Origin of the sequence: Streptomyces sp. MUM 203J (assembly GCF_022414595.1) — a bacterium.
Taxonomy (GTDB): domain Bacteria; phylum Actinomycetota; class Actinomycetes; order Streptomycetales; family Streptomycetaceae; genus Streptomyces.
Genome location: NZ_JADWYO010000033.1, coordinates 16,458 through 38,513 on the forward strand (window position 1 = coordinate 16,458; position 22,056 = coordinate 38,513).

The window sequence follows — 22,056 nt, forward strand, 5'->3', positions numbered from 1 at the left end:
GCCGGAGGAGCCGGGTCCCGGCTCCTCCGGCGTCCGACCGGAACCGTCCACCGGAACCGTCCGACGGGCTGTCGGCATGTGCGGCCGACCACAGGGCGTAGCGTGGGCGCATGAGCGAATACGGCGGCTTTCCCGGGACGCGGCCCAGGCGGCTGCGGGTCACACCCACGATGCGGCGCATGGTCGCGGAGACGCGGCTGCACCCCGCCGACCTGATCCTTCCCGCGTTCGTACGGGAAGGGGTCACCGAACCCGTACCGATCAGCGCCATGCCGGGCGTCGTCCAGCACACCCGGGACACGCTGCGGAAGGCCGCCGTGGAGGCGGTCGAGGCGGGGGTTTCCGGGATCATGCTGTTCGGCGTTCCCGAGGAGGCGAAGAAGGACGCGGCCGGCACCGCCGGGACCGACCCCGAGGGGATCCTTCAGGTCGCCGTCCGGGACGTGCGCGCCGAGGTCGGGGACGAGCTGGTGATCATGTCGGACCTGTGCCTGGACGAGTACACCGACCATGGGCACTGCGGAGTCCTCGACGCCGACGGGCGCGTCGACAACGACGCCACCCTCGAGCGGTACGCCGAGATGGCCCAGGTCCAGGCCGACGCGGGTGTCCACGTCGTGGGGCCCAGCGGCATGATGGACGGCCAGGTCGGGGTGATCCGCGACGCGCTGGACACCATCGGCAAGGAGGACGTGGCCATCCTGGCGTACACCGCCAAGTACGCCTCCGCCTTCTACGGGCCGTTCCGCGAGGCAGTCGGCTCCTCGCTGAGCGGGGACCGCAAGACGTACCAGCAGGACCCGGCCAACGTCCGCGAGTCCATGCGGGAGCTGGCGCTGGACCTCGACGAGGGCGCCGACATGGTCATGGTCAAGCCGGCCGGGCCGTACCTCGACATCCTCGCGAAGGTCGCGGACTCCGTGGACGTGCCGGTCGCCGCGTACCAGATCAGCGGCGAGTACGCGATGATCGAGGCCGCTGCCGAGAAGGGCTGGATCGAGCGGGACAAGGCGATCCTGGAGTCCCTGACCGGCATCAAGCGGGCCGGGGCGCAGATGATCCTCACCTACTGGGCGACCGAGACGGCGCGGATGCTGGGGCGGCGCTGACGGGACGTCCGGACAGGACACGGCCGGGCCCCGTGGTTCGGGACCGGTTCCAGCGGGTCGGAGGGCGGAGCGGCGCCTCTCCCCCTCCGACACCTCTGACGCCGTCGGCTCCGGGGGCCGGGTGGCGGGACCTCGGGGACTCTTCAGGTCAGTCCCACCAGAAGCACCACTCCTCCTGGCCGAGGACCTCCTGCTCCGCGTACTCCTCCAGGGAGCCCGTGCCCTGCCACACGTTGTCCGGACAGAACGCGAAGTGCTCGCGCGCCACCGCCAGCGCCTGCTCCCCGGTGCGCGGCGGGGCGGCGACGGACAGCGACATCAGGTCGGAGCCCAGGCCCACGACCCGAATCCCGAACCGGTCCTCCCACGACCGCAGCACCGTGGACAGCACGGCCGCGTCGGTGTGGTTGCAGGCTCCGCCCCAGCCGAGGGCCGCAGGGATGTCCGCGCTGCGGCGGGCCGGTACGAGGGCGGGGCGGGCGCCCTTGAAATAGTCGTCGTCCGTGGCCAGTTCGCGCGCGAGCAGGGCCGCCCGGGCGTCCGGGGCGACGGTGCCGGTGCCGGGAGCGGCGAAGCCGGGCCAGGGTTCCTCCTCGCCCACCTCCTGAGCGAGTCCCCACAGCCGGGACAGCGTCGCCGCGAGGTCGTGATCGTCGGGGTCTCCGGACCGGCCGGGGCCCAGGTACTGCTTCTCCGTCAGCAGCACCGGCTGCAGCCCGGTCGCCTCCCGCGCGGTCAGGAGACGGGACCAGGTCTCGGGCGTGGCGGGTTCGTCCGCGTACCAGTACGACGGCTGTACGCGGACGGTGCCGGGCGGCAGGTCCAGGCCCAGTGCGTTCGGGTTGATCACCATGCGGTCGACGGTACGGGCCGCCTCTGACAAACAGACCTGACCGGTTCCGCTTGTCCCGCAGAGGGCTGGATCGCGCCCTACGCGGGTGCCTCCGCGAGTGCCTTCACGCCCCGCAGGGTCGCCTCGATGTTGGTGTGGAGCTGGGCCAGGCGGGCCGCCACCAGTTCCTCCTCGCGGTCCGGAGCCCGGTCGATGAAGACGCTGACACCGGAGCGCGCCGGGCCCATGCGGGCGGTCTGGCGCAGCAGTGTGCCGCGTCCGCCTTCCCGGGGTTCCAGCTCGAAACGCCAGGTCGCCACCGGGTGGTCGAAGGAGGGAGCGCCGCCGCCGAAGCGCGCGTCCGGGGCGATGACCGACCAGGCGAAGACCTTCGGCGCTTCGAACACCTCCACGCGTGCGTGGGTGCGCCACTCGCCGACCCTCTCGTGGGTGTTGCGTCCCTCGAACCGGGCGCCGACCGCCGGGCCCGTCGCGCCGTCCAGCCACACCGTCTCCTGGAGTTCGGGGCTCAGTCTGGCCGGGAGGCCGATGTCGCTGACCAGCTCCCAGACCCGCTCCGGGGGCGCGTCGACGGAGATTTCCACACGTGCCGTAGGACCGTCTGCATAACGCATGGGTCGAGCGTAGGTTCGAGTGTCGAGCTGAGGCGGGTGTTCACGGGCGGTGTGGCCGGGGTCACGCTCGATGCTCGCGGGGCTGGGAGCAGGCGTCCGGACCTGCGGATCGTGCCGACGCGGAGCACCCTGGAACCAGAACCACCGGAGGTGACCGCCATGGAGCAGCACACGCTCGTCGGATGGCACGTCGACATGGAGTTCAAGGAGGAGGGCAGCCGCACCGATTCCGCCGCCATGGTGCGGCTCGCGGACGGCACCGAGGTGCGGGGTCACGGCCACGCCCAGCGGCATCCCTCCGACGCGGAGCAGCTCCGGGTCGGTGAGGAGATCGCCGGGGCCCGTGCGCTGATGGACATCGCCACGCAGCTCCTGCAGAAGGCGCATGTCGAGATCGACGAGGAGAAGGGGAAGCCCTCGCACCCGCTGATCTGAGGGGGCTCACACCCCGGGCACGCCCCCCTTGGGACTCACTCACCCCGAGGGGCGGCGGTGATCGCTTCCGCCGCCCCGGGGTCGTGCGGTCAGAGGCGCTCGGGCGTCCGGATGCCCAGCAGGGCCATGCCCTGGTGCAGGGTGCGGGCGGTCAGGTCGCACAGGAACAGCCGGTTCTCGACCTGCTCCGGGGTGTCCGCCTTCAGGACCGGGCATTCCGAGTAGAACGTCGTGTACAGCGAGGCGAGCTGGTACAGGTACGCGGCGAGCTTGTGCGGCTCGTACGACTCCGCCACCTCGGCCAGCGTCTCGCCCAGCCGGTCCAGGTGCAGGCCCAGCGCCCGCTCGGCCGGGGCCAGCTCCAGCTCGGGGTGCGCGGCGGGCCCGGCCTCGCCCGACTTGCGGAGGATCGACTGGATTCGCGCGTACGCGTACTGGAGGTACACGGACGTGTCGCCGTTCAGCGACACCATCTGGTCCAGGTCGAACTTGTAGTCGCGGGACGCCGACGTCGACAGGTCGGCGTACTTGATCGCGCCGATGCCGACCTGCGTGCCGCGCTCCGCGATCTCCCCGTCGGTCAGGCGCTCGTCCTCGGGCAGGCCCTCGCCCTTCTCCCGGACCACGGCCGACGCCCGGTCGACCGCCTCGTCCAGCAGGTCCACCAGCCGGACCGTCTCGCCCTCACGGGTCTTGAACGGCTTGCCGTCCTTGCCGAGGACCGTGCCGAAGGCCAGCTGGACCGCCTTGACGTCCTCGTTCAGCCAGCCCGCCCGGCGCGCGGTCTCGAAGACCATCTTGAAGTGCAGCGACTGCCGTGCGTCCACCACGTACAGCAGCGTGTCCGCGTGCAGGTTGTGCACCCGGTCGCGGATCGCGGACAGGTCCGTCGCGGCGTATCCGTACCCGCCGTTCGACTTCCGGACGATCAGCGGCACCGGGTTGCCGTCCGGGCCCTTCACGTCGTCGAAGAAGACGCAGAGGGCGCCATCGGAGCGCACGGCGACACCGGACTCCTCCAGCAGGCGGCAGGTCTCGTCGAGCATGTCGTTGTAGCCCGACTCGCCGACCACGTCCGGGTCGTCGATCTCCATGTCCAGCTTGTTGAACACCGAGTAGAAGTAGATCTTCGACTCGTCGACGAACCGCTGCCACAGTTTCAGCGTCTCGGCGTCGCCGGACTGGAGGAGCACCACCCGGTCGCGGGAGCGCGCCTTGAACTCCTCGTCGGAGTCGAACAGCGCCCGGGACGCCTTGTACAGCCGGTTCAGGTTGGACATGGCCTCCTCGCCGGAGACGGCCGTGTCGTCCGAGGCGGACTTGTGGTCCAGCTCGTGCGGGTGCTCGGTCAGGTACTGGATGAGCATGCCGAACTGGGTGCCCCAGTCGCCGATGTGGTGGCGCCGGACCACCTTCTCGCCGGAGAACTCCAGGATCCGCACCACGGCGTCACCGATGACCGCCGACCGGAGGTGGCCGACGTGCATCTCCTTCGCCACGTTCGGCTGCGCGTAGTCGATCACCGTGGTGCCCGGCTTCTCCGCGAGGGGCACACCGAGGCGGTCGTCGGCGGCGCGGGCGGCCAGGGTCTCCAGGATCGCCCGGTCGCTGATCGTGATGTTCAGGAAGCCGGGACCGGAGACCTCGACGTCCTTCAGGGCGGCGTCAGCGGACGGCAGCGCGCCGACGACCTTGGCGGCCAGCTCGCGCGGGTTGCCCTTCAGCTTCTTCGCGAGCGCCAGGATGCCGTTGGCCTGGAAGTCGGCCCGGTCGCTTCGTCGCAGCAGCGGGTCGGCGGCACCGGCCTCCGGCAGGGCTGCCGAGAGGGCGTCCGCGAGGCGCTGCTGCACGGTCGAAGCGAGGGAAGGGACCGAGGCCATGAGCTTCCGTTCCTGTGTCGGTGGTCGTGGGCCGAATCGGGCGCCCGCCACAGGCGGGCCGACTCGGTTGTCAAGTCTCCCATGAGCCAGCAACATCTTTTAGCTCCGTCGTCCGGCCTGTGGACAACCTTCGTCCCACAGCCTGTGGACAACCTCGGGCCCGGTCGGTCCGTCTGGGAGAATGGGCGCAGGGCAACACCCCGCACCACCCTTCGAAACCCGCACCAGAAGACATCAAGGACGTGCCGATCGTGGCTCAGAGCAGCACCGAGACCGACTGGGTCTCCCGTTTCGCGGACGAGGTCATCACCGAGTCGGAGCGACGTGCGCCTGGCAAACCGGTCGTGGTCGCCTCCGGTCTCTCACCCTCCGGGCCCATCCACATGGGGAACCTCCGAGAGGTCATGACCCCGCACCTCGTCGCGGACGAGATCCGCCGCCGCGGCCACCAGGTCCGGCACCTGATCTCCTGGGACGACTACGACCGTTACCGCAAGGTTCCCGCCGGGATCCCCGGGGTCGACGCCTCCTGGGCCGACCACATCGGCAAGCCGCTCACCTCGGTGCCCGCCCCGGCCGGCTCCCCCCACTCCAACTGGGCGGAGCACTTCAAGGCCGCCATGATCGAGTCGATGGGCGAACTGGGCGTCGAGTTCGACGGCATCAGCCAGACCGAGATGTACACCTCCGGCGCCTACCGCGAGCAGATCCTGCACGCGATGCGGCACCGCGGCGACATCGACGCGATCCTCGACCGGTACCGGACGAAGGACAAGGCCACCGGCCAGCCCAAGGCCAAGGGCAAGCCCCAGCAGAAGCAGCAGAAGCCGGTCGACGAGGCCGAGCTGGCCGCCGCCGAGGGCTCCGGCGCCGCATCCGAGGACGACGGCTCCGGCGGCGTCGGCGGCTACTTCCCGTACAAGCCCTACTGCGGGCGCTGCGAGCGCGACCTGACCACGGTCACCGCCTACGACGACGAGACGACCGAGCTGACCTACACCTGTGTGTGCGGGCACTCCGAGACCGTCCTGCTCCGCGAGTTCAACCGCGGCAAGCTGGTCTGGAAGGTCGACTGGCCCATGCGCTGGGCCTACGAGGGCGTGATCTTCGAGCCGAGCGGCGTCGACCACTCCTCGCCCGGCTCCTCGTTCGTCGTCGGCGGCCAGATCGTCCGCGAGATCTTCGACGGGGTCCAGCCGATCGGCCCCATGTACGCGTTCGTCGGCATCTCCGGCATGGCCAAGATGTCCTCGTCGAAGGGCGGGGTGCCCACCCCGGCCGACGCCCTGAAGATCATGGAGGCGCCGCTGCTGCGCTGGCTGTACGCGCGCCGCAGGCCCAACCAGTCCTTCAAGGTCGCCTTCGACCAGGAGATCCAGCGGCTGTACGACGAGTGGGACAAGCTGGAGGCCAAGGTCGCGGACGGCTCCGCGCTGCCCGCCGACGCGGCCGCGCACTCCCGCGCGGTCCGCACCGCCGCGGGTGAGCTGCCGCGGACGCCGCGCCCGCTGCCGTACCGGACGCTCGCCTCGGTCGTCGACATCACCGCCGGCCACGACGAGCAGACCCTGCGGATCCTCAGCGAGCTGGACCCGGCCAACCCGCTGACCTCCCTCGCCGAGGCCCGGCCGCGACTGGACTGCGCCGAGAACTGGATCACCACCCAGGTCCCGGCCGAGGCCCGCACCATCGTGCGCGACGAGCCCGACACGGAACTGCTGGGCTCCCTCGGCGACGAGGGCCGCGAGGCGCTGCGGCTGCTGCTGGAGGGCCTGGACACCCACTGGTCGCTGGACGGGCTCACCACGCTGGTCTACGGCGTCCCGAAGATCATGGCGGGGCTCGACCCGGAGGCCAAGCCCACACCCGAGCTGAAGACCGCGCAGCGGTCGTTCTTCGTGCTGCTGTACCGGCTGCTCGTCAGCCGTGACACGGGGCCGCGGCTGCCGACGCTGCTGCTCGCGGTGGGCGCGGACCGGGTGCGGAAGCTGCTCGGCGCCTGACGCCGCCGCCCGCCTGCGGCTCCTTCGGCGGAGGGCCTCACCCCGTGCGGGGTGAGGCCCTCCGGCCCGTCTCTGCACCGTTCGTATGACCCGCGGTTCGGTCCCGTGCACGACGCGACCGGCCATGCGGGGCGGCACCGTGGACCCATGAAGGAACTCATCGCTGTCGTGGGCTGGTTCGTCGGTGTCCAGGGTCTCCTGGGGCTCGCCGGGAGGGTGTTCGGGGAGGGGCCGTGGGGGCTGTTGCAGAAGCGGTGGGAGGTGCCCACGGCGGGGTACGCCGTGCTGACGGTCGTCGGTGCGGGGCTGGCGGTGTACGGGGAACGGGCGAAGCTGCGGGCGCGGGCGGCGGCACGCGCCTAGGCCCCGGTCCTGCCCCTTCCCGAGGCCGGGGCTCCGTCCCCGGGACCCGGTGTCGCGCCTCGGGGGCGTAACCGCTGGTCGAAGGCCATAGGGGGCTCGCCCTCAAACGCCGGGCAGGCTGGGGCATATGGCTGGGCGGGCCGGGAGACGCGCCTGCGCGGGGCCCGCCCTCAGGCCGTGGACGGCCGGGTGCGGGACCTGTCCCCGGCCCGTCGCCGTGCCCTGGGCGGCGCGGGGTCTCGTGCGGAGGACGGGCCGGAGTGCGGGTGCCGCTCCTGGCCCGTCGCGGTGCCCTCAGCGGTGTTCGCCCTCAGCCGCCGGGCCGGGGTGCTGATCCGGCCCGGCGGCTGAGGGGTCGGCTCTTCTCGGCCTCTCCGGCGTCCGACGAGCGGGGAATTGGGGCAGCGATGCGCTCCGGTTCGGTGAGGGGCGGGGCGGCGAGTCACGCGATGTGCTCCGCCTCCAGCTCTGCCTGGTAGCGGGTCTTGAACTCGGGCATCAGCCTGCGCAGCAGCGCCGCGCTGCGCGGGTGCTGGACGCCGTACGCGCCGGTGAGGTGGATGTCGAGCACGTCCGCGCTCGGCCAGCTGCCGTTCTGCCGGGCGTACGTGCGGAACACGTCGTAGGCGAGCCGGCCGAACTCGTCGGTGATGTCGGGGGCTTCGGCTGCCTCAGCCGGGTCGGCGGGGGCGTCCGCCTCCTCGTGGGTGGGGCTGTAGGTGCCCGTGTACGTGTCGGGTGTGACCTTGGGGGCGGCGAACCAGGGGCTGTGGTGGGTCGTCGGCTCGGTCCCGGACTCGTCGTGGACCGTCGGTACGGTCCCGGACTCGTCGTGGACCGGATGGGCCTCGGCTTGCGGGCCGTACGCGGCGGCGGGCGGGGCGGGGTGCTCGTGCGGGGACTGCGGGCCGGGGCCGCCCTGCGCCGGGACGGCCCGGGCCTGGGACTGAGCCGCAAGGTGAGGCCGCGTCCGGCCCGGGTGTGCTGCCTGGGACCGGGCCTGGGGACCGGGGGCCTCGGGCCGGGGCTGAGGGTGTGCGGGGGGCGGTGTGGGGTGCCCCTGCTCGGCCGTGACCTCGGCCTGCTGCGGCTGTGCGGCCGACGGTGAGGGGCGCGCTTCCTCGGCCGAAACAGGCGCGGGCGCCGGAGTGGCAGCGGCGTCCGGTGCCCTGCCCGGGGCGGCAGCCGTGACCGGCACCTCACCCGGAGCCGCGCCCGGGGCGGCAGCCGTGGCCGCAGCCGGGGCCTTCGCCTCGGGCCCACCCGGGCTCACGGGCTCCGCCGCCCGCGGGAGTTCACCCGCAACCGGCGGGCCCGCCGTCTGGCCCTCCACCGCCGCCACCGCGACCGCCGCCGTCGCCGGTCCCGCCGAGTTCGGCGGCAGCAGGGCCGGCTCGATGCCCGCCGCGGCCAGGCCCGCCGCGGCCGTCTCCGCGATCGGCACGCCGAACCGGGCCAGCCGCAGCGGCATCAGCGACTCCACCGGGGCTTTGCGCCGCCAGCCGCGTCCGTACCGGGCCTGGAGCCGGGCCTGGTAGATCATCCGGTCCTGCTCCAGCTTGATGACCTGCTCGTACGATCGCAGCTCCCACAGCTTCATCCTTATCTCTAGGTCTCTGACGTCACTCCTGATCGGTAGGGTGGTTTTCCTTCTGGCATGTCAGTTACGTCGGTCACAGGGATGGTCGACTGGCATGATGTGCGTGCCGCAGGGACAGGGGGAGCAGTGACTGTAGGGGCAGACGGCGGGGCGGGCTCAGCGCCACTGACGGAAGAGCAGGAGCGGGCACTTCAGCAGGAGTACCGCGAGAAGGTGAGAGCCTTCGACCAGTTGGAGGACGATCTCCGCGCAGCCCGGACGTTTCAGCGGATCTTCTTGCTGACGATGTTGGGCGCCATCGCCTTGGCGTTCTTGCTGGGCTACACCGTCGTCGTGGGCTTGTGGAACGAGCAGCCGACCTTTACGCGGTACGCCGGCCTGGTCATCGTGCTGGTGCTGTGGGTGGCAGCTGGGTGGGCGCTCTGGAAGAACCGCAAGAAGATAGTGGCAGCGAACACGACGCTGCGAAATGCATCGCTGGACCGGCAAACGGCCGCAGCGAAGCTCCCGCTGGACTCGCCATCAGGGCTGCGGATCTATCGCGAAGCGTCACTCGACCTGATCGACCAGTACAGGAAGGGTGCGGCGACAAACCGCCGTGTTCACAACTTCTTCCAAATCATCATCATTACGGGGTCGATCGTTACGTCGACGCTGGCGGCGATGAACGAAGGCTCCAACTTGGTCTTGCGGATCATCACGTCAGCCCTGAGCGCCCTAGTGGGTATCTCCGCTGGCATCACTGGCTACTTCAAGTTCCGCGAACGTGGGTACAACCTTCAGTCAACGGCCGACGACATCGAGAAGCACTACAACGCGTCGCAGTTCATGCTCGATGACTACGCAGGCACCGACCCGTCACAACCCCTCTCGGAGCAGGAGAGGCTGAGAATGTTTGCGCGATTCGTCGAGCGCCTGAAGGAAGAGCAGCGCAAGAGGGAACTACAGCTTGAGCAGCAGAGCTCAACCGAGGAACGGTCGGCCTGACGCGGGCTTCGCGTGAAGCGCGGCTGTCATCGCCGGTGGGGCAACCAGCCGTGATCCGATCCGAGTGCATCATCGGCCAATGGGCTTGCATCAAACGGCGATGACACCGCCACCGTTGTCGTGCACAACCGCCTGCCACTCCTGCGTGGGGCAATCGGCGATGAGTAGCGTGTCGAGTCCGTCCGGACCGCCAGCTGCCACGACCTGGTCGAACGCCTCCTCGTGGACAGGAAAGTTACCTTGGAGTGCATCGCAGTGCCGACACCCGTTCGTCAGCTGTCGTTCGCGCATGGTCCTGCTGTATCGGGACTTGACTTGTGCTGTCAGGTCCGCCCGGCCGTTTCGCTCCAGAAGCTGCACAGCGAGTGCCATTGTCCGGGCGTTCTCCGTGGTGAAGAGTCCGCAGTAGCCACGTGCTGGACGGGCCGGGTATAGACCAACGACGCAAGTGGTGTCCCTCCCACACTTCCAACAGGATCGGTTTAGTCCGAGAATACGAAGGCGCAGGACGGGAGCGGATCCGGGCGGTGGCGCCGCGGGCAGGACGATCTCGTCGGGGCCAAAGTCATAAGCCTCGGCGAGCTCGTCAACGTGACGGCACGTTGCGCAGCGCACCTCCCAGGTGCCGCTCCCACTTTTCTGTACGAACCCGCCGCGTGCCGCAACCTGTACGGAGCATGATGCGCACCCTCCTGCGAACCGGTTCTGCACATCCTCCCCTTTTATGATTCGGCTGCCTCAAGGCGATCGGTCAGTTCGGGATCCGGCCACGGGTGCCAGGGCCCGCCTGGCCCTGCCGCGCTCAGCTGGTATTCACGGACTTCTGAGCAGACCGCATCTCAGCAAGGAACGCTGGGCTGAAGAGACCGGCACGCAGTGGAATCCGTTCTGGCCAAGGTGCCTTCAGGCGCCACAGCCATCGCCCGTAGAGCTGTCGCAGCCGGGCACGCTCGAGCTGCCAGAGGCTCTCCCACTTCAGCGCTTCCCGGTAGGTGAGACTGGGGTTGTCCAGCGTCCACAGGTACAGGCGCCTCGCCATGCGAGGGGCCAGGAGGAAGTGGATAGGCCGTACCGGGCTATGCCGCGGGGGCATGGGCTGTTCCTCCTTCGGGTGGGGCTGTCCTCAGCACCGGCATTGATCCGGATCTACGTGGCGCGCATCATCTTGCGCAGGCTCTGCCGGGCTGCGGTCAGGTCGTCCTCCAGGTTTTCGATGGTGGCGCGCAGCGCTTTGTTGTCGGCTTGGGCTTGCTGGAGACTTCTGGTGAGCGCCGCGTTCGCACGGTTCAACTCTTCCACCTGAGCCGTGAGTTCGCTGGTGTCAGTGTGGTTCAGTTCCGTGCCAAGCTGGATGCGGAGCCGTTCGCGCAGCCGGTTGCGCTCTTCGCGGAGCTCCTTGACCTGCTGCTGGGCGAGTGAGAGGTCCGTCTTGAGACTGGCGACGCTGACGCGACTCTGTGGCGGAACGGCGCCGACTGTCGCCTCGATGCCGAGTTCCTCCTGACGTCGGCGGGCGGCCTCAATGGGTTCGCGCATACCCGGCGAGTACGCGAGCCAGTTGGAAACGCCTGCCTCCTTGGCCACTTTGGCGAACGTGATCTTCGTTCCCGCGCGCTGCAGGGAGTCGAGAGCTTCCAGCACGCGGCGGCGCTTGTCCTGGCTGTCGCGCTCTCGCGCAGCCTTGAGCGCGGCAGCGCGGGTTTCGTGACCGGTCACTGGTCCTCCTCGCGCGGCTTGATCACTGTCAGCGGCAGGAGCCTGTGGGAGGCGGTGGCCCGAGACTTGCGGAGGATCTTGCTTGCCTCCTCGATCTCGTGTCGTTCGTCGTCGGGCAGCGCGGCGAGCTGGTCACGCATGGTGGTGGCCACGTCCTGGTAGATGTCGATCTCAGCATTGATGTTGGCCAACACAAAGTCGGCGGCTCCGACGGCGTCAGCTGCCTCGCGGTCTGCTTTCAGATCACGCACATGATCTTCAATGGCGGGCAAGTAGGACGGGTCGGGGCGGTAGAAGGGGCAGCCTGAGCACTGGAATCGAAGAGGACAGGAACCGCCGCCGGCCTTGACATTGGATGGCTCGGTGCAGTTGCCGAACGGTACAGCGACCGAGGCGATCTCGTACTTGCTCTGGGCGAGCGGAGCCGATCGTCCGGTGCGGTCCACGGCCAGGGGCGCCAGGGTCCGCACAGCCTCCCGCTTACGCTTCAGGGTTACCTGGTAGTAGCCCATGGTCGTATCGACCGAGGTGTGATCCATCAGGTCGCGCAGGACATCGACGGGTACACCAGCGTCTGCAAGCCGCTGGGCGTAGGTGTGGCGGAAGGCGTGGGCGCTGATCTGGGAGCGGTCGAAGGGCAGCGGCTGCCCGTCGGGCCCCGGGATGTCGCTATCGATGCAGGGGAGTGCGTCGACCCAGGTGCGCAGTACCGCCGAGATGCTGTCACCGCGGATGTGCCCATTCCCGCGGCCGGAGCCGTGCATGGCGCTGGGGAAGAGCCACCGTCCTGCACGCTCGGTCAGCGGGAGTTCGGCACGGCGCTGTTCCCAGCGGGTGATCAGCTCGGCTGTGCTCTGCGAGATGGGCAGGCGGCGGCCGTTCCGCTTGGCTTTGTGGTTGTCGTAGACCAGTTGGTAGTGATCGTCCTCCTGCTCGACGCAGCCCACCTTGAGGCTCGCGACCTCACCCAGGCGGCGCCCGGTGTCGCGCAGCACGGCGTAGACGGTCTGATGGAACAGCTGCGAGAGATCTTTCGGCCAGCCCCGATGGGAGACATCCAGCAGATGCAGCTGGGCGTCCAGCTGACGAATGACGGTGTCGGGCAAGGCCCGGCCGACGTGTTCCTCATTGACCTCGACGGGAGCCACACGGTGGTGGCGGGCCCGGCTGAAGGCGCCGGGAACATCGTCCATAAGCCCACTCGCACGCGCGAACTCCAACACGGCGAACCATGCTCTGACCAACTTGTCCTGGGTGGCGGACGCCCGGGGCTTCCCGTCCTTCTTCCGGGACTTCTTGATCGCGTCGACGGCTGCCGTCATGTCCGCGGCGCCGAGGCGGGAGGGAGCATCGCCGCCTCCAACTCGCTGGGCCAGTCCCTCGGAGGCAGCGGAGAAAGCCAGGAGGGAGGTGCGCAGATCCTGGATGGTCGGCCGAACTGAACGGGCCCATTCCATGAGCACCGTGCGCAACCACTGCTGCCGGACGACACGGAAGTCGATGTCGCCCTTCACCGCATCGTAACGGCGATGGGTCGCGGCCCACAGGCCCACGGCGGCCGCGTCCCAGACCTCGCCCGCCATCGGATCGGCCCCCTCGTACTGCCGGTGAGCGCGCTCGACCATGCGCTGGATCTGCCCCAACAAGGCGCGCGCCGGGCTGCTGCCCTTCTCCTTGCCGAACCGCAGTGACGACAAGTCCAGGCCGCTCAAGCTGTCCACGCCGACGACGGCCGCGATGGCGAGCCGCACCGCGAGCGGACTGATGCTCAGCCCTGCCTGGTCGCGTTCCTGCAGGCCGAGCAGCAGTTCGTGGGCGACGACGGGGTGAAGCCCGCCGCACCAGAACTGATGGACCTGGAGGAACGGACCGGTAGCGGCTGCCCACTCCAAAAGCTGGTCGGGAATGTGGGTGCCGCTGCTGAGCTCGCGGCGCCACTTTCCATGGTGTGACACGCACAACCGGAGTTGTTGCTGTTCACGGAGGCACCCGCCGACGAGGCATTCACCCTGGTGCATCAGCGGCTGAGGGCGCGCCGAGCGCTGCCAGTCCGCAACGCTCAGCTCGGGGCAGCGTCTTCTGCGCTCGCTGAAGGTTGAGGCATGCGTGGGACAGAGTCCATGACTTACCGATTCCCGTGCACATCGCCCTGAACTGTCGGCGACCAGACACACCTCACGGTCCGACATTCCGCGTACGCGTCGCTTCCGGGCCGGCTGGTGCGTCGCGTCGAACTCATCGTCTGGCAGATCGCTCGACCGGGCGGCAGCTGCGCAGGGAGAGCACCGGCCGACACGACCAGGGCACGGCGCTTGGCAGGCGACAACCTTGCAACGAGACGCACCGGTGGCGTCGTTGTCCAGATCGCCGTCGAAGAACATCCGCTCGTGGTCCCACTCGCCCGGACGCCAGTCGGGCTGCACGTGTTGGCGCAGCCAAGCCAACCAGCCAGCCCCCGGCGTCTCGGGCTCCAGGCGCGAGGGCAGGGCTGCAGCGATCACCTGCTTCATCGCGCAGCCACCTCCCGCTGAGCGGCTACGCGCTCCACGGCCTCCCGCTTCTCACGCTCATTCGCGTGAAGGTAGATCGCGGTGGACGCCGCCGACACATGCCCCATCAGCTGCTGCACGACGTCGATCGGCACGCCGGCCCTAACCCAGGCCGTCGCGGCGGTGTGCCGCAGCATGTGCGGGCGCACGACGAATCCGCACTGCCGCGACAGCCGCTCGAACATGCCCTTCGCCGCCTGATAGGTCATCGCCTTGCCCAGAGGCCGCTGGTAGAGGTTGACGAAGACCAGGTCGTTTGCTTCGGCCTCGACCACGGCATCGCGGTCGGCGCGATAAGCCACGTACTCGGCCACTGTGGGCCCGTCGACCGGCACGACGCGCGGATAGCGGGACTTGGCCAGGGCCTTGTTCTCGTTGTCCCGGCGGTGGCGCACGTGGATGTGGGCCCCGGAAACGCTGCAGCCCAAGGCGCGGGAATCGGGCAGGAAGTGCATGTCCTGCCGACGCTGCCCCAGAGCCTCCCCGATACGGATTCCGGTCGCCAGCATCAACCCCACCAAGAACCGGTCGCGAGCCGTACGACAGCCAGCCACCACCGTGGTGACCTGCTCCTCGGACAGAGCTTCGTAGGGCTTCTCAACCTCGCGGGACTTGATCGCCTTCGCGCGCACCGTGCGGAACTGCCCGCGCTCACCGGCATTGAAGCCAGGCGGCGGTGTCGCGAGGTAGCGCGGCTGCGACAAGCGGTCCGCCGCCTCCGGTGCGATCACACCGTGAAGAGCGCAATACCGCAGGTACTCCACGACCGCCGTGATCGTCGCGTTGACCGTCGCCCCGGAGCGTGACTTGCCTCGACGACCAGGAGTGGACTCCAGCCAGAACCGGAAGCGCGCCATCGAGGCCAGCGTGACGGTCCTCCAGTCGACCGCGTACTCGGCGCACCAGGTCAGGAACAGGGTCAGGCGCCCGGCGTAGACCCTGATGGTGTTCACGGACCGGTCAGCACCGTGCAGGAACGTCAGGAAGTCTGTCCCCTCCCGGTGGATCGAAAGCTGGGGATCGAGGATGACCCACCGGGTGCTCTGCGGATCTCTACCGGGAGACAGGGCCCGTTCAGCTTGAAAGGTGTCGGCGTTCATGCCGTACCTAACGTGACTCCCGCGTTGTAGATACTTGTGAGCCACGAACGAGTGACAAGACGTACCTCACGTCCCTGGCGAGTCACGGCGACATAGAGATATTCATCCGCCGCCACAGCCGGAAGGTGGGCACCGGCGACAGCAGCCACCGGGTGAGCCGCACGCCCTCCATGTGCTTGTCCGCCGTGATGTCCGCGATCCGGCCCACCGCGTGCCGCGCGGCCTCCACCGACACCACGAACAGCATGGGGATCACCGCGTGCATGCCCACGCCCAGCGGATCCGGCCATGCTGCCGCGCCGTTGAAGGCGATGGTGGCGGCGGTGAGGATCCAGGCCGTCTGGCGCAGCAGCGGGAAGGGAATTCGCAGCCAGGTCAGCAGCAGGTCCAGGGCCAGCAGGACGCAGATGCCCGCGTCGATGCCGATGGGGAAGACCAGTGAGAAGTCGCCGAAACCTTTCTTCTCGGCGAGTTCACGCACCGCCGTGTACGAGCCGGCGAAGCCGATCCCGGCGATGATCAACGCACCCGCGACGACCACACCGACCAGAACTCGGTGCATCCGTGTGAGCTGCATCGCGGCCACCCGCGGTCCCCTCCCGGCTCAGTTTTCCGATCCAGCGGGGCACAGCCTGGCACATCCTCTCCAGAACCGGCTCTCTCGGGGTCGGCGGCTCATTTGCTCCGTCGACTATTCTCATATTCAGAATAGTTGGGTAGCGTGAAGAGCTGAGGGGGGCGATGGCCTTGACACCACCCGCGACACCACCCGTGTCCTGGACGCGGTCCGTCCTGCCGCTGTGCCTGCTCGGCGTGCTGGACGCCGAGGGAGAGAGCTACGGGTACGCGCTGCTGAGCCGGCTCAGCGACGCCGGGCTGGAGAACGTCAAGCCCGCGGCCCTCTATCCGGCCCTGACCAGGCTGGAAGAGGAAGGCGCCGTCGAGATCGAGTGGGGCGCCGGTGACGGCGGGCCCGGGCGCAAGTACTACCGCATCACCGAGGAGGGCAGGACCCGCCTGCGGCGTGAGCGGGCCGTGTGGCGCGGCTTCACAGCCACCGTGACCTCGCTCCTCGGGGACGGAAGCGACCATACGAAGGGGGAGGCATGACCACGTCGCAGAAACCCGGCTGGCCCACCGAGGAGGACGAGCAGTGGGCCGCCGAGGTCGAACTGCGCCTCGCGCTCGACCACCACGGCCCCGGCGGCCTCGCGGACACCGCGCTCGCCGCGGCCCGCGAGGCCGTCGCCGAGACGGGGTGCGGAGCGCGTGAACTCTTCGGCGCGCCCGGGGAGTACGCCAAGGCGGCATTCACCGAGCATGTGGGAGAGGAGTACCGGGCCCGGACAGACGGGAACGGGCTGCTGCCGGGCGAGCGGTTCACCGCCGCGCTGGTGGCGATCGGCGGAACCGGCGTCATGGTCAGTCTGTTCCAATGGCTCCGCGAGGGCTTCTGGGTGGAGCCCAGTCCTGCGGGCCTCGCCGCGCTCTCGGGGATCGCCCTCGCCGCGCTCCTCGGGGCCGTCGCGGTCACCGCCTGGTCGGCCGGGCGGATCAGGGGCGGGTGGGGGTTCGCCGCCGGAGCGGTCGCGGTGGTGGGCGCGGGGATGGGCATCGCCCGACTGCTGCCCGACGAACCGCTGTTCACCGCGCCGGTGCTGGCGGTGACGGCCGCGTGCACCGTCCCGCTGGGCGTGGCGGCGGCGGTGCCCGACGCGGTCTTCGAGCGCTGGTTCGTACCCGCGCCGCCGGACGGGGACGAGCGCTGGCTCGCCCGCCTGGAGGGTCTGCTGCGCGGCCGCCACGCCATGCGGGCGGCCGAGGCGCACGGGCATGTACGGGAGGCCCGCGAGCACCTGGCCGCCTCCGGGGACGACGCGGCGACCGCGTTCGGCTCCGCCGAGGTGTACGCACTGCGTCTCGCGGCGGGTCCGCGCAGGGAACGGCGCCTGGAGCGGCGCAAGCTGTACGGCACGACCATCATGGCCGTGCTGGTGGTGCTGATGTTCGCCGAGAGGGTCAGGGACCCGGACCTGACCTCGTTCTGGTTCTGGTTCTCCGCGGTGTCGGCGGTCGGGTGGGGGCTCTACACCGCGGGCATGTGGCACGAGGCGCTGGGCGGTGACGCGGCCCGCAAGGAGAACGCGTAGGCGGCACCGGCCGCCGGGCCGCGCACCGAAGGCCGTCCAGACCCCGGTCCGGGCCTGGACGGGAGCCCGGCCTCAGTCGCCGGACGGGCTCGGGCCGGCGGTACCGCCGGCGTCGCCGACGCCGTTCGCCTCGGCGACCGCCGCGACCACCTCCTTCGCGGCCTTCTGCGCGCCCTTCACCACGTCCTCCTTGGACGGCTCCTTGGCGCCCGCGTAACCCGTGCCGTTGTACGAGACCGTGATCACCACGTTCTCCGTGCGCGCCACGACCACCGCGTACCGGAACTCCTCGCCCGTCTTCTTCAGCTTGTACGTGAGCGTCGCCGCCTCGTCGCCGACGCCCTTGGTCTCGGCGGGGGAGACGTCCTTGGCGCCCTCGGTCGACTGCACCTCGGCCACCTTGTCGGTGTACTTGCGCTGCGCCCGCTCCTCGGCGCTGCCGATCGTCTGCTCCGACTCGAAACGCAGCAGGGACACGTCGAGCCAGCGGTAGTCCGAGCCCTTGACGCCCTTGTCCTCCAGGCCGTTCCAGGAACAGCTCGCGCGCGCGCCCAGGTCGGACGACTCGCCGGCCGTGCCGCCCTTCTTCTTCACGTCCGGGACCAGGTCCTCGACGGTCTTGCCGCCGACGGTCTTGCACACGTCCGGCAGCTTGGAGTACTTGGCGGGCTTCACGCTCGGGGACGGCTTCACCGACGGCGCGGCGGACCCGCCCGCCGAGGGCGCCGACTGCGACGCGGCCGAACCGCCGCCGCCCGAGCCGCCGGAGGCGTCGTCCGAGCCGCCCGAGCAGGCGGCGGTGACGAGCAGCGCCGGGACGGCGGCGGCGCAGGCGAGTATGCGGGTGAGGCGCGGGGCTGATCGGTGCATGGTTCCTTCAGTCAGTCGCTCTGTCGCTTGCCGTGCGACTCCTGCCGCACGGCTCCGTACGCGTCCGGGCGATCCGGCCGGCCCGGCCACGTTAGCCCGAGTCGGCCGCGCGCCGGAGCCTCCGTGCGTGAAGGATCCGGCCGGACGCAGGGCTCGTGACGGCGCTCACTCGTCGAAGCGGTCCGCCAGCCTCCGCGCCAGTTTCCGTGCTTTGTCCTGCAGTTCCTTACTGTCCGGAACCTCACCGACACGTGCGGCCTGCGCCGTGTAGCGCACGGTCACAAGGACGTTCGATGTGCGGAACACCACGCTCACGGTGCGCTGCTGGGCGGCGGCGCCTGAGGCGGCGAGGACGTCGTTGAGGAACGCCACGTCGCCGAGGCCGTCGAGGGCGCGGGGCCGCAGCTCGTCGGGAGTGGCGGGAGCGGACGGGGACTCGGAGCCGGAGACGGAAGAAGAGGGGGAGGGTGAGGGCGAGGCGGTCTGGGCCTGCGGCCCGTCACTGGCGTCGGGTGTGGCACTCGGCGCGGCGTCGCCCGGGCCGGAGGCGTCGGCGGTGCCGGGGGTGCGCGAGGGCAGCCCGGCCTCCGTCTCCTTGCCGGTGAAGACCTCCTGGGCCCGGTCGTCGTCGCTCACCGTCGGGTCGTAGGAGACGACGCGCTCGAAGTCGAGGGTGAGGTGGCGGCTCCCCTCGGCGCCGTCCGCCTTCCAGGTGCAGCCGGCCCGGCGGGTGCTGTCGTAGGTGACGGCCGCGGTGCCGCGCAGGGCCCGGTCGCGCTGCTCGGGCGCCAAGGAGGCGACGCCGGGCAGCAGTTCCTCCAGGAGGCCGCGTGGGACGGACTCGCAGGGCTGGTACAGCGAGCTGTACCGGCCGGGCGGAGCGGCGGAGGCTCCGGCGGCGCCGGTCTTGGAGTCCAGGGCCGAACCGTCGCCCGCGGAGCCCGAGGTGCATCCGCCGAGCCCGGCGGCGGCGAGCACCGCGAGGAGCGCGGCCAGGCTGGGTGCGTACGCCCTTCGCTGCACGGTCCCGGGCTCCCTTCGCTGCGGGTCTGCGGTGAAAACGGCTTGCCGGTGCTCGGCGGCCGGTGAACACAATGTGTATCGCACGCGCGGCCGTCGCTGCCGGTCTGCTGCCATGTATGCGGACACTGGCACCGGTTTTTGCGCTATCAGTCTTTTCAGGGGGAACGAGTACATATGTCCTACGTAGAGGTGCCCGGCGCGAACGTTCCGATCCGGATGTGGACGGATCCCACGACGGTGGAGGACGTCGCGATGCAGCAGCTCCGCAACGTCGCCGCCCTGCCCTGGATCAAGGGCCTGGCGGTCATGCCGGACGTCCACTACGGCAAGGGTGCGACGGTCGGCTCGGTCATCGCGATGCGCGACGCGGTCTGCCCGGCGGCGGTGGGCGTCGACATCGGCTGCGGCATGTCCGCGGTGAGGGCGTCCCTGACGGCCAACGACCTTCCGGGGGACCTGTCGGGCCTGCGCTCGAAGATCGAGGCGGCGATCCCGGTGGGCCGCGGCATGCATGACGAGATGGTGGACCCGTCCGGCCTGTACGGCTTCTCGCTCACGGGCTGGGGCAGCCTGTGGAGCCGTTTCGACGGGGTCGCGGAATCGGTCAGGTTCCGTCAGGAGCGAGCTGGTAAGCAGATGGGAACGCTCGGATCCGGCAACCACTTTGTAGAGGTATGCGTAGATTCGGACGATTCGGTGTGGCTCATGCTCCACTCCGGGTCCCGCAACATCGGCAAGGAACTGGCCGACCACCACATCGGCGTCGCCCGGAACCTGCCGCACAACCAGGACCTGGCCGACCGCGACCTCGCGGTGTTCGTCGCGGACACCCCGGAGATGGCCGCGTACCGCAACGACCTGTTCTGGGCGCAGGAGTACGCCAAGTACAACCGGACAGTGATGATGGCCCTGCTGAAGGGCGTCGTCCACAAGGAGTTCAAGAAGGCCAGGGTCACCTTCGAGCCGGAGATCTCCTGCCACCACAACTACGTGGCCGAGGAGCGGTACGACGGTATGGACCTGCTCGTCACCCGCAAGGGGGCGATCCGTGCCGGAAGCGGCGAGTACGGGATCATCCCCGGTTCGATGGGCACGGGCTCGTACATCGTGAAGGGCCTCGGGAACGGCGAAGCCTTCAACTCCGCCTCGCACGGCGCGGGCCGGCGGATGAGCCGCAACGCCGCCAAGCGGCGCTTCTCGACCCAGGACCTGGCGGATCAGACACGGGGCGTCGAGTGCCGCAAGGACTCCGGTGTCGTGGACGAGATCCCCGGCGCGTACAAGCCCATCGAGAAGGTCATCGACCAGCAGCGCGACCTGGTGCAGGTGGTCGCGAAGCTGAAGCAGGTCATCTGCGTCAAGGGCTGACGAGCCGGGCCCGGCGTCCGGCCGGGGGCCCGGAGCCCGGGTCAGCCTTCCCGGTGCAGCTTCGTGTTGGAGGCCTGGGCCCGGGGGCGGACGACCAGGAGGTCGATGTTCACGTGGGGCGGGCGGGTGATCGCCCAGGCGACGGTGTCGGCCACGTCGTCGGCGGTCAGGGGGGCCGGGACACCCTCGTAGACCTTGGCGGCCCTCGACTCGTCGCCGTGGAAGCGGGTCTTCGCGAACTCCTCCGTCTTCACCAGGCCGGGGGCGATCTCGACGACCCGGACCGGGGTGCCGACGATCTCCAGACGCAGGGTCTCCGCCAGGACGTGCGCGCCGTGCTTGGCGGCGACGTAGCCCGCCCCGCCCTCGTAGGTGGCGAGACCGGCGGTGGAGGAGATGACGACGACCGTGCCGGCGCCGCTCTCGGTGAGGGCGGGCAGCAGTGCCTGTGTCATGTGGAGGGTGCCGATGACGTTGACCTCGTACATCCGGCGCCACTCGTCGGGGCTGCCGCTGGCCACCGGGTCGGCGCCCAGCGCGCCGCCCGCGTTGTTGACCAGCACGTCGCAGCGGGCGAGGGAGGCGGCGAAGGCGTCGACCGCCGCGCGGTCGGTGACGTCCAGGCGGTGGGCCGTCGCCTGGTGGCCGGCCTCGGTGAGTTCGGCGGCCAGGGACTCGATGCGGTCCTCGCGGCGGGCCGTCAGGACGACGTGGTGGCCCGCCTCGGCCAGCCGGCGCGCGGTGGCCGCCCCGATGCCGCTGCTGGCTCCGGTGACGACGGCGACGGGGAGGGCGGCGGCGGTCATGGGGCGCTCCTGGGATGGGGAGTGGTGGTGGCGTGCGTCAGCTTAGGCGGCGGGGTGAATGGGGGACTCGGCTGCCCCGGCCGCGTGGCTGAGACGGGATCTCTCATATGAAATCGGTATCTTCGCCGCATGTTCATCATGCGTAAGGCTCCGCGCGGGGCCGCCGTCGTCGTGGCCGCCGCCGTGGGAATGGTCGTGGGGGCGGGGGGTGGCGCCGGTGCCGTGGCGCCCGAGGCCGATGTGGCGTACCACGGTTACGCCTCGCTCCGGGACGGGCGGCTGGACATCCTGGTGCTGGCCCGGAACCACGGGCCCGCGGCGCCGGCCGACACCACCGTGCGGGTCACCGTCTCGGCGCCGCTGGCCGCCCCCGGACACACCCTGCCCCCGGGCTGCCTGTGGGGCGGCGACCGGGAGGTGCTGTGCGCCACGGGCGCGCTGCCCGCGGACGGCACGCTGCGCGAGCGCCGGCTGGCGCTGCGCACGGCGGGGACGCCGCACGAGGTCACCGTACGGGTGGAGACCGCGTGGAACGGCGGGGTGACCGACCGGGACCCGGCCGACAACCGGCATCAGGTGCTGGTCCCGGCCACCGGGGACCCGTACGTGTTCTGACCGCCCCGTTCGCCG

At 70.1% G+C, this 22,056-nt stretch carries 20 protein-coding genes and 1 pseudogene; 9 read left to right on the top strand and 12 right to left on the bottom strand.

What is annotated here, in order from left to right:
- Positions 1–110 precede the first annotated feature (110 nt).
- On the top strand, positions 111–1,109 hold the full coding sequence (gene hemB / locus I3F58_RS17845) for a porphobilinogen synthase (protein ID WP_240109614.1): 999 nt from the start codon (positions 111–113) through the stop codon (positions 1,107–1,109).
- A gap of 148 nt (positions 1,110–1,257) precedes the next feature.
- Here hemB and I3F58_RS17850 read toward each other — a convergent pair whose 3' ends face one another.
- Positions 1,258–1,962 carry a DUF4253 domain-containing protein gene (locus tag I3F58_RS17850; protein ID WP_240109615.1) on the bottom strand — a complete coding sequence of 235 codons (705 nt, stop codon included), beginning with the start codon at positions 1,960–1,962 and terminating at the stop codon, positions 1,258–1,260.
- Positions 1,963–2,039: 77 nt separating this feature from the next.
- Entirely contained in the window at positions 2,040–2,576 is a 537-nt protein-coding gene (locus I3F58_RS17855; RefSeq protein ID WP_240109616.1) for an SRPBCC family protein, read from the bottom strand.
- Between the two features lie 159 nt (positions 2,577–2,735).
- On the opposite strand from I3F58_RS17855, the gene I3F58_RS17860 reads away from it, so the two are divergent.
- A complete protein-coding gene (locus tag I3F58_RS17860; protein ID WP_240109617.1) occupies positions 2,736–3,011 on the top strand; it encodes a DUF1876 domain-containing protein in 276 nt (91 codons plus the stop codon).
- Between the two features lie 89 nt (positions 3,012–3,100).
- On the opposite strand, the gene argS is transcribed toward I3F58_RS17860, so the two are convergent.
- Entirely contained in the window at positions 3,101–4,891 is a 1,791-nt protein-coding gene (gene argS / locus I3F58_RS17865) for an arginine--tRNA ligase (RefSeq protein ID WP_240109618.1), read from the bottom strand.
- A 242-nt stretch (positions 4,892–5,133) separates the two neighbouring features.
- Between argS and lysS the strand changes: the two genes are divergently transcribed.
- Positions 5,134–6,894, top strand: a complete 1,761-nt coding sequence (lysS, locus tag I3F58_RS17870; RefSeq protein ID WP_240109619.1) for a lysine--tRNA ligase — start codon at positions 5,134–5,136, stop codon at positions 6,892–6,894.
- Between the two features lie 147 nt (positions 6,895–7,041).
- Positions 7,042–7,257 (top strand): hypothetical protein, encoded by a 216-nt coding sequence (locus I3F58_RS17875; protein ID WP_240109620.1) that lies wholly within the window; start codon positions 7,042–7,044, stop codon positions 7,255–7,257.
- Positions 7,258–7,699: 442 nt separating this feature from the next.
- Here the strand turns inward: I3F58_RS17875 and I3F58_RS29415 are convergent, their stop codons facing one another.
- On the bottom strand, positions 7,700–8,857 hold the full coding sequence (locus I3F58_RS29415; RefSeq protein WP_275678641.1) for a hypothetical protein: 1,158 nt from the start codon (positions 8,855–8,857) through the stop codon (positions 7,700–7,702).
- Positions 8,858–8,938: 81 nt separating this feature from the next.
- Between I3F58_RS29415 and I3F58_RS17885 the strand changes: the two genes are divergently transcribed.
- Entirely contained in the window at positions 8,939–9,844 is a 906-nt protein-coding gene (locus I3F58_RS17885; RefSeq protein ID WP_240109621.1) for a DUF4231 domain-containing protein, read from the top strand.
- 90 nt (positions 9,845–9,934) lie between these two features.
- Here I3F58_RS17885 and I3F58_RS17890 read toward each other — a convergent pair whose 3' ends face one another.
- The 5 genes and pseudogenes from I3F58_RS17890 to I3F58_RS17910 all read right to left on the bottom strand — a co-directional run.
- On the bottom strand, positions 9,935–10,204 hold the full coding sequence (locus I3F58_RS17890; RefSeq protein ID WP_240109622.1) for a hypothetical protein: 270 nt from the start codon (positions 10,202–10,204) through the stop codon (positions 9,935–9,937).
- Positions 10,205–10,990: 786 nt separating this feature from the next.
- Positions 10,991–11,560: a DUF6262 family protein gene (locus I3F58_RS17895; RefSeq protein ID WP_240109623.1), complete on the bottom strand. Its 570-nt coding sequence runs from the start codon at positions 11,558–11,560 to the stop codon at positions 10,991–10,993.
- Positions 11,557–14,070: a site-specific integrase gene (locus I3F58_RS17900; protein ID WP_240109624.1), complete on the bottom strand. Its 2,514-nt coding sequence runs from the start codon at positions 14,068–14,070 to the stop codon at positions 11,557–11,559. The genes I3F58_RS17895 and I3F58_RS17900 overlap by 4 nt, the downstream gene beginning before the upstream one ends.
- Positions 14,067–15,209: a tyrosine-type recombinase/integrase gene (locus tag I3F58_RS17905; RefSeq protein WP_240109625.1), complete on the bottom strand. Its 1,143-nt coding sequence runs from the start codon at positions 15,207–15,209 to the stop codon at positions 14,067–14,069. The genes I3F58_RS17900 and I3F58_RS17905 overlap by 4 nt, the downstream gene beginning before the upstream one ends.
- A 97-nt stretch (positions 15,210–15,306) precedes the next feature.
- A pseudogene (locus I3F58_RS17910) lies at positions 15,307–15,795 on the bottom strand (DUF2637 domain-containing protein); the annotation flags it as partial.
- Positions 15,796–15,980: 185 nt separating this feature from the next.
- Here I3F58_RS17910 and I3F58_RS17915 point away from each other — a divergent pair.
- On the top strand, positions 15,981–16,319 hold the full coding sequence (locus tag I3F58_RS17915) for a PadR family transcriptional regulator (RefSeq protein WP_240109626.1): 339 nt from the start codon (positions 15,981–15,983) through the stop codon (positions 16,317–16,319).
- Complete coding sequence (locus tag I3F58_RS17920; RefSeq protein ID WP_240109627.1) at positions 16,316–17,359, top strand: hypothetical protein; 1,044 nt, start codon at positions 16,316–16,318, stop codon at positions 17,357–17,359. Before I3F58_RS17915 ends, I3F58_RS17920 begins: the two co-directional genes overlap by 4 nt.
- A 72-nt stretch (positions 17,360–17,431) precedes the next feature.
- On the opposite strand, the gene I3F58_RS17925 is transcribed toward I3F58_RS17920, so the two are convergent.
- Positions 17,432–18,229, bottom strand: coding sequence for a DUF3558 domain-containing protein (locus I3F58_RS17925; RefSeq protein ID WP_240109628.1), 798 nt, complete (start codon positions 18,227–18,229; stop codon positions 17,432–17,434).
- A 165-nt stretch (positions 18,230–18,394) separates the two neighbouring features.
- Entirely contained in the window at positions 18,395–19,252 is an 858-nt protein-coding gene (locus I3F58_RS17930) for a DUF3558 domain-containing protein (protein ID WP_240109629.1), read from the bottom strand.
- Positions 19,253–19,426: 174 nt separating this feature from the next.
- On the opposite strand from I3F58_RS17930, the gene I3F58_RS17935 reads away from it, so the two are divergent.
- A complete protein-coding gene (locus I3F58_RS17935; protein WP_240109630.1) occupies positions 19,427–20,620 on the top strand; it encodes an RtcB family protein in 1,194 nt (397 codons plus the stop codon).
- Positions 20,621–20,661: 41 nt separating this feature from the next.
- Here I3F58_RS17935 and I3F58_RS17940 read toward each other — a convergent pair whose 3' ends face one another.
- Positions 20,662–21,426 carry an SDR family NAD(P)-dependent oxidoreductase gene (locus tag I3F58_RS17940; protein ID WP_240109631.1) on the bottom strand — a complete coding sequence of 255 codons (765 nt, stop codon included), beginning with the start codon at positions 21,424–21,426 and terminating at the stop codon, positions 20,662–20,664.
- 129 nt (positions 21,427–21,555) lie between these two features.
- On the opposite strand from I3F58_RS17940, the gene I3F58_RS17945 reads away from it, so the two are divergent.
- Positions 21,556–22,041, top strand: coding sequence for a hypothetical protein (locus I3F58_RS17945; protein WP_240109632.1), 486 nt, complete (start codon positions 21,556–21,558; stop codon positions 22,039–22,041).
- The last annotated feature ends 15 nt before the right edge of the window (positions 22,042–22,056 follow it).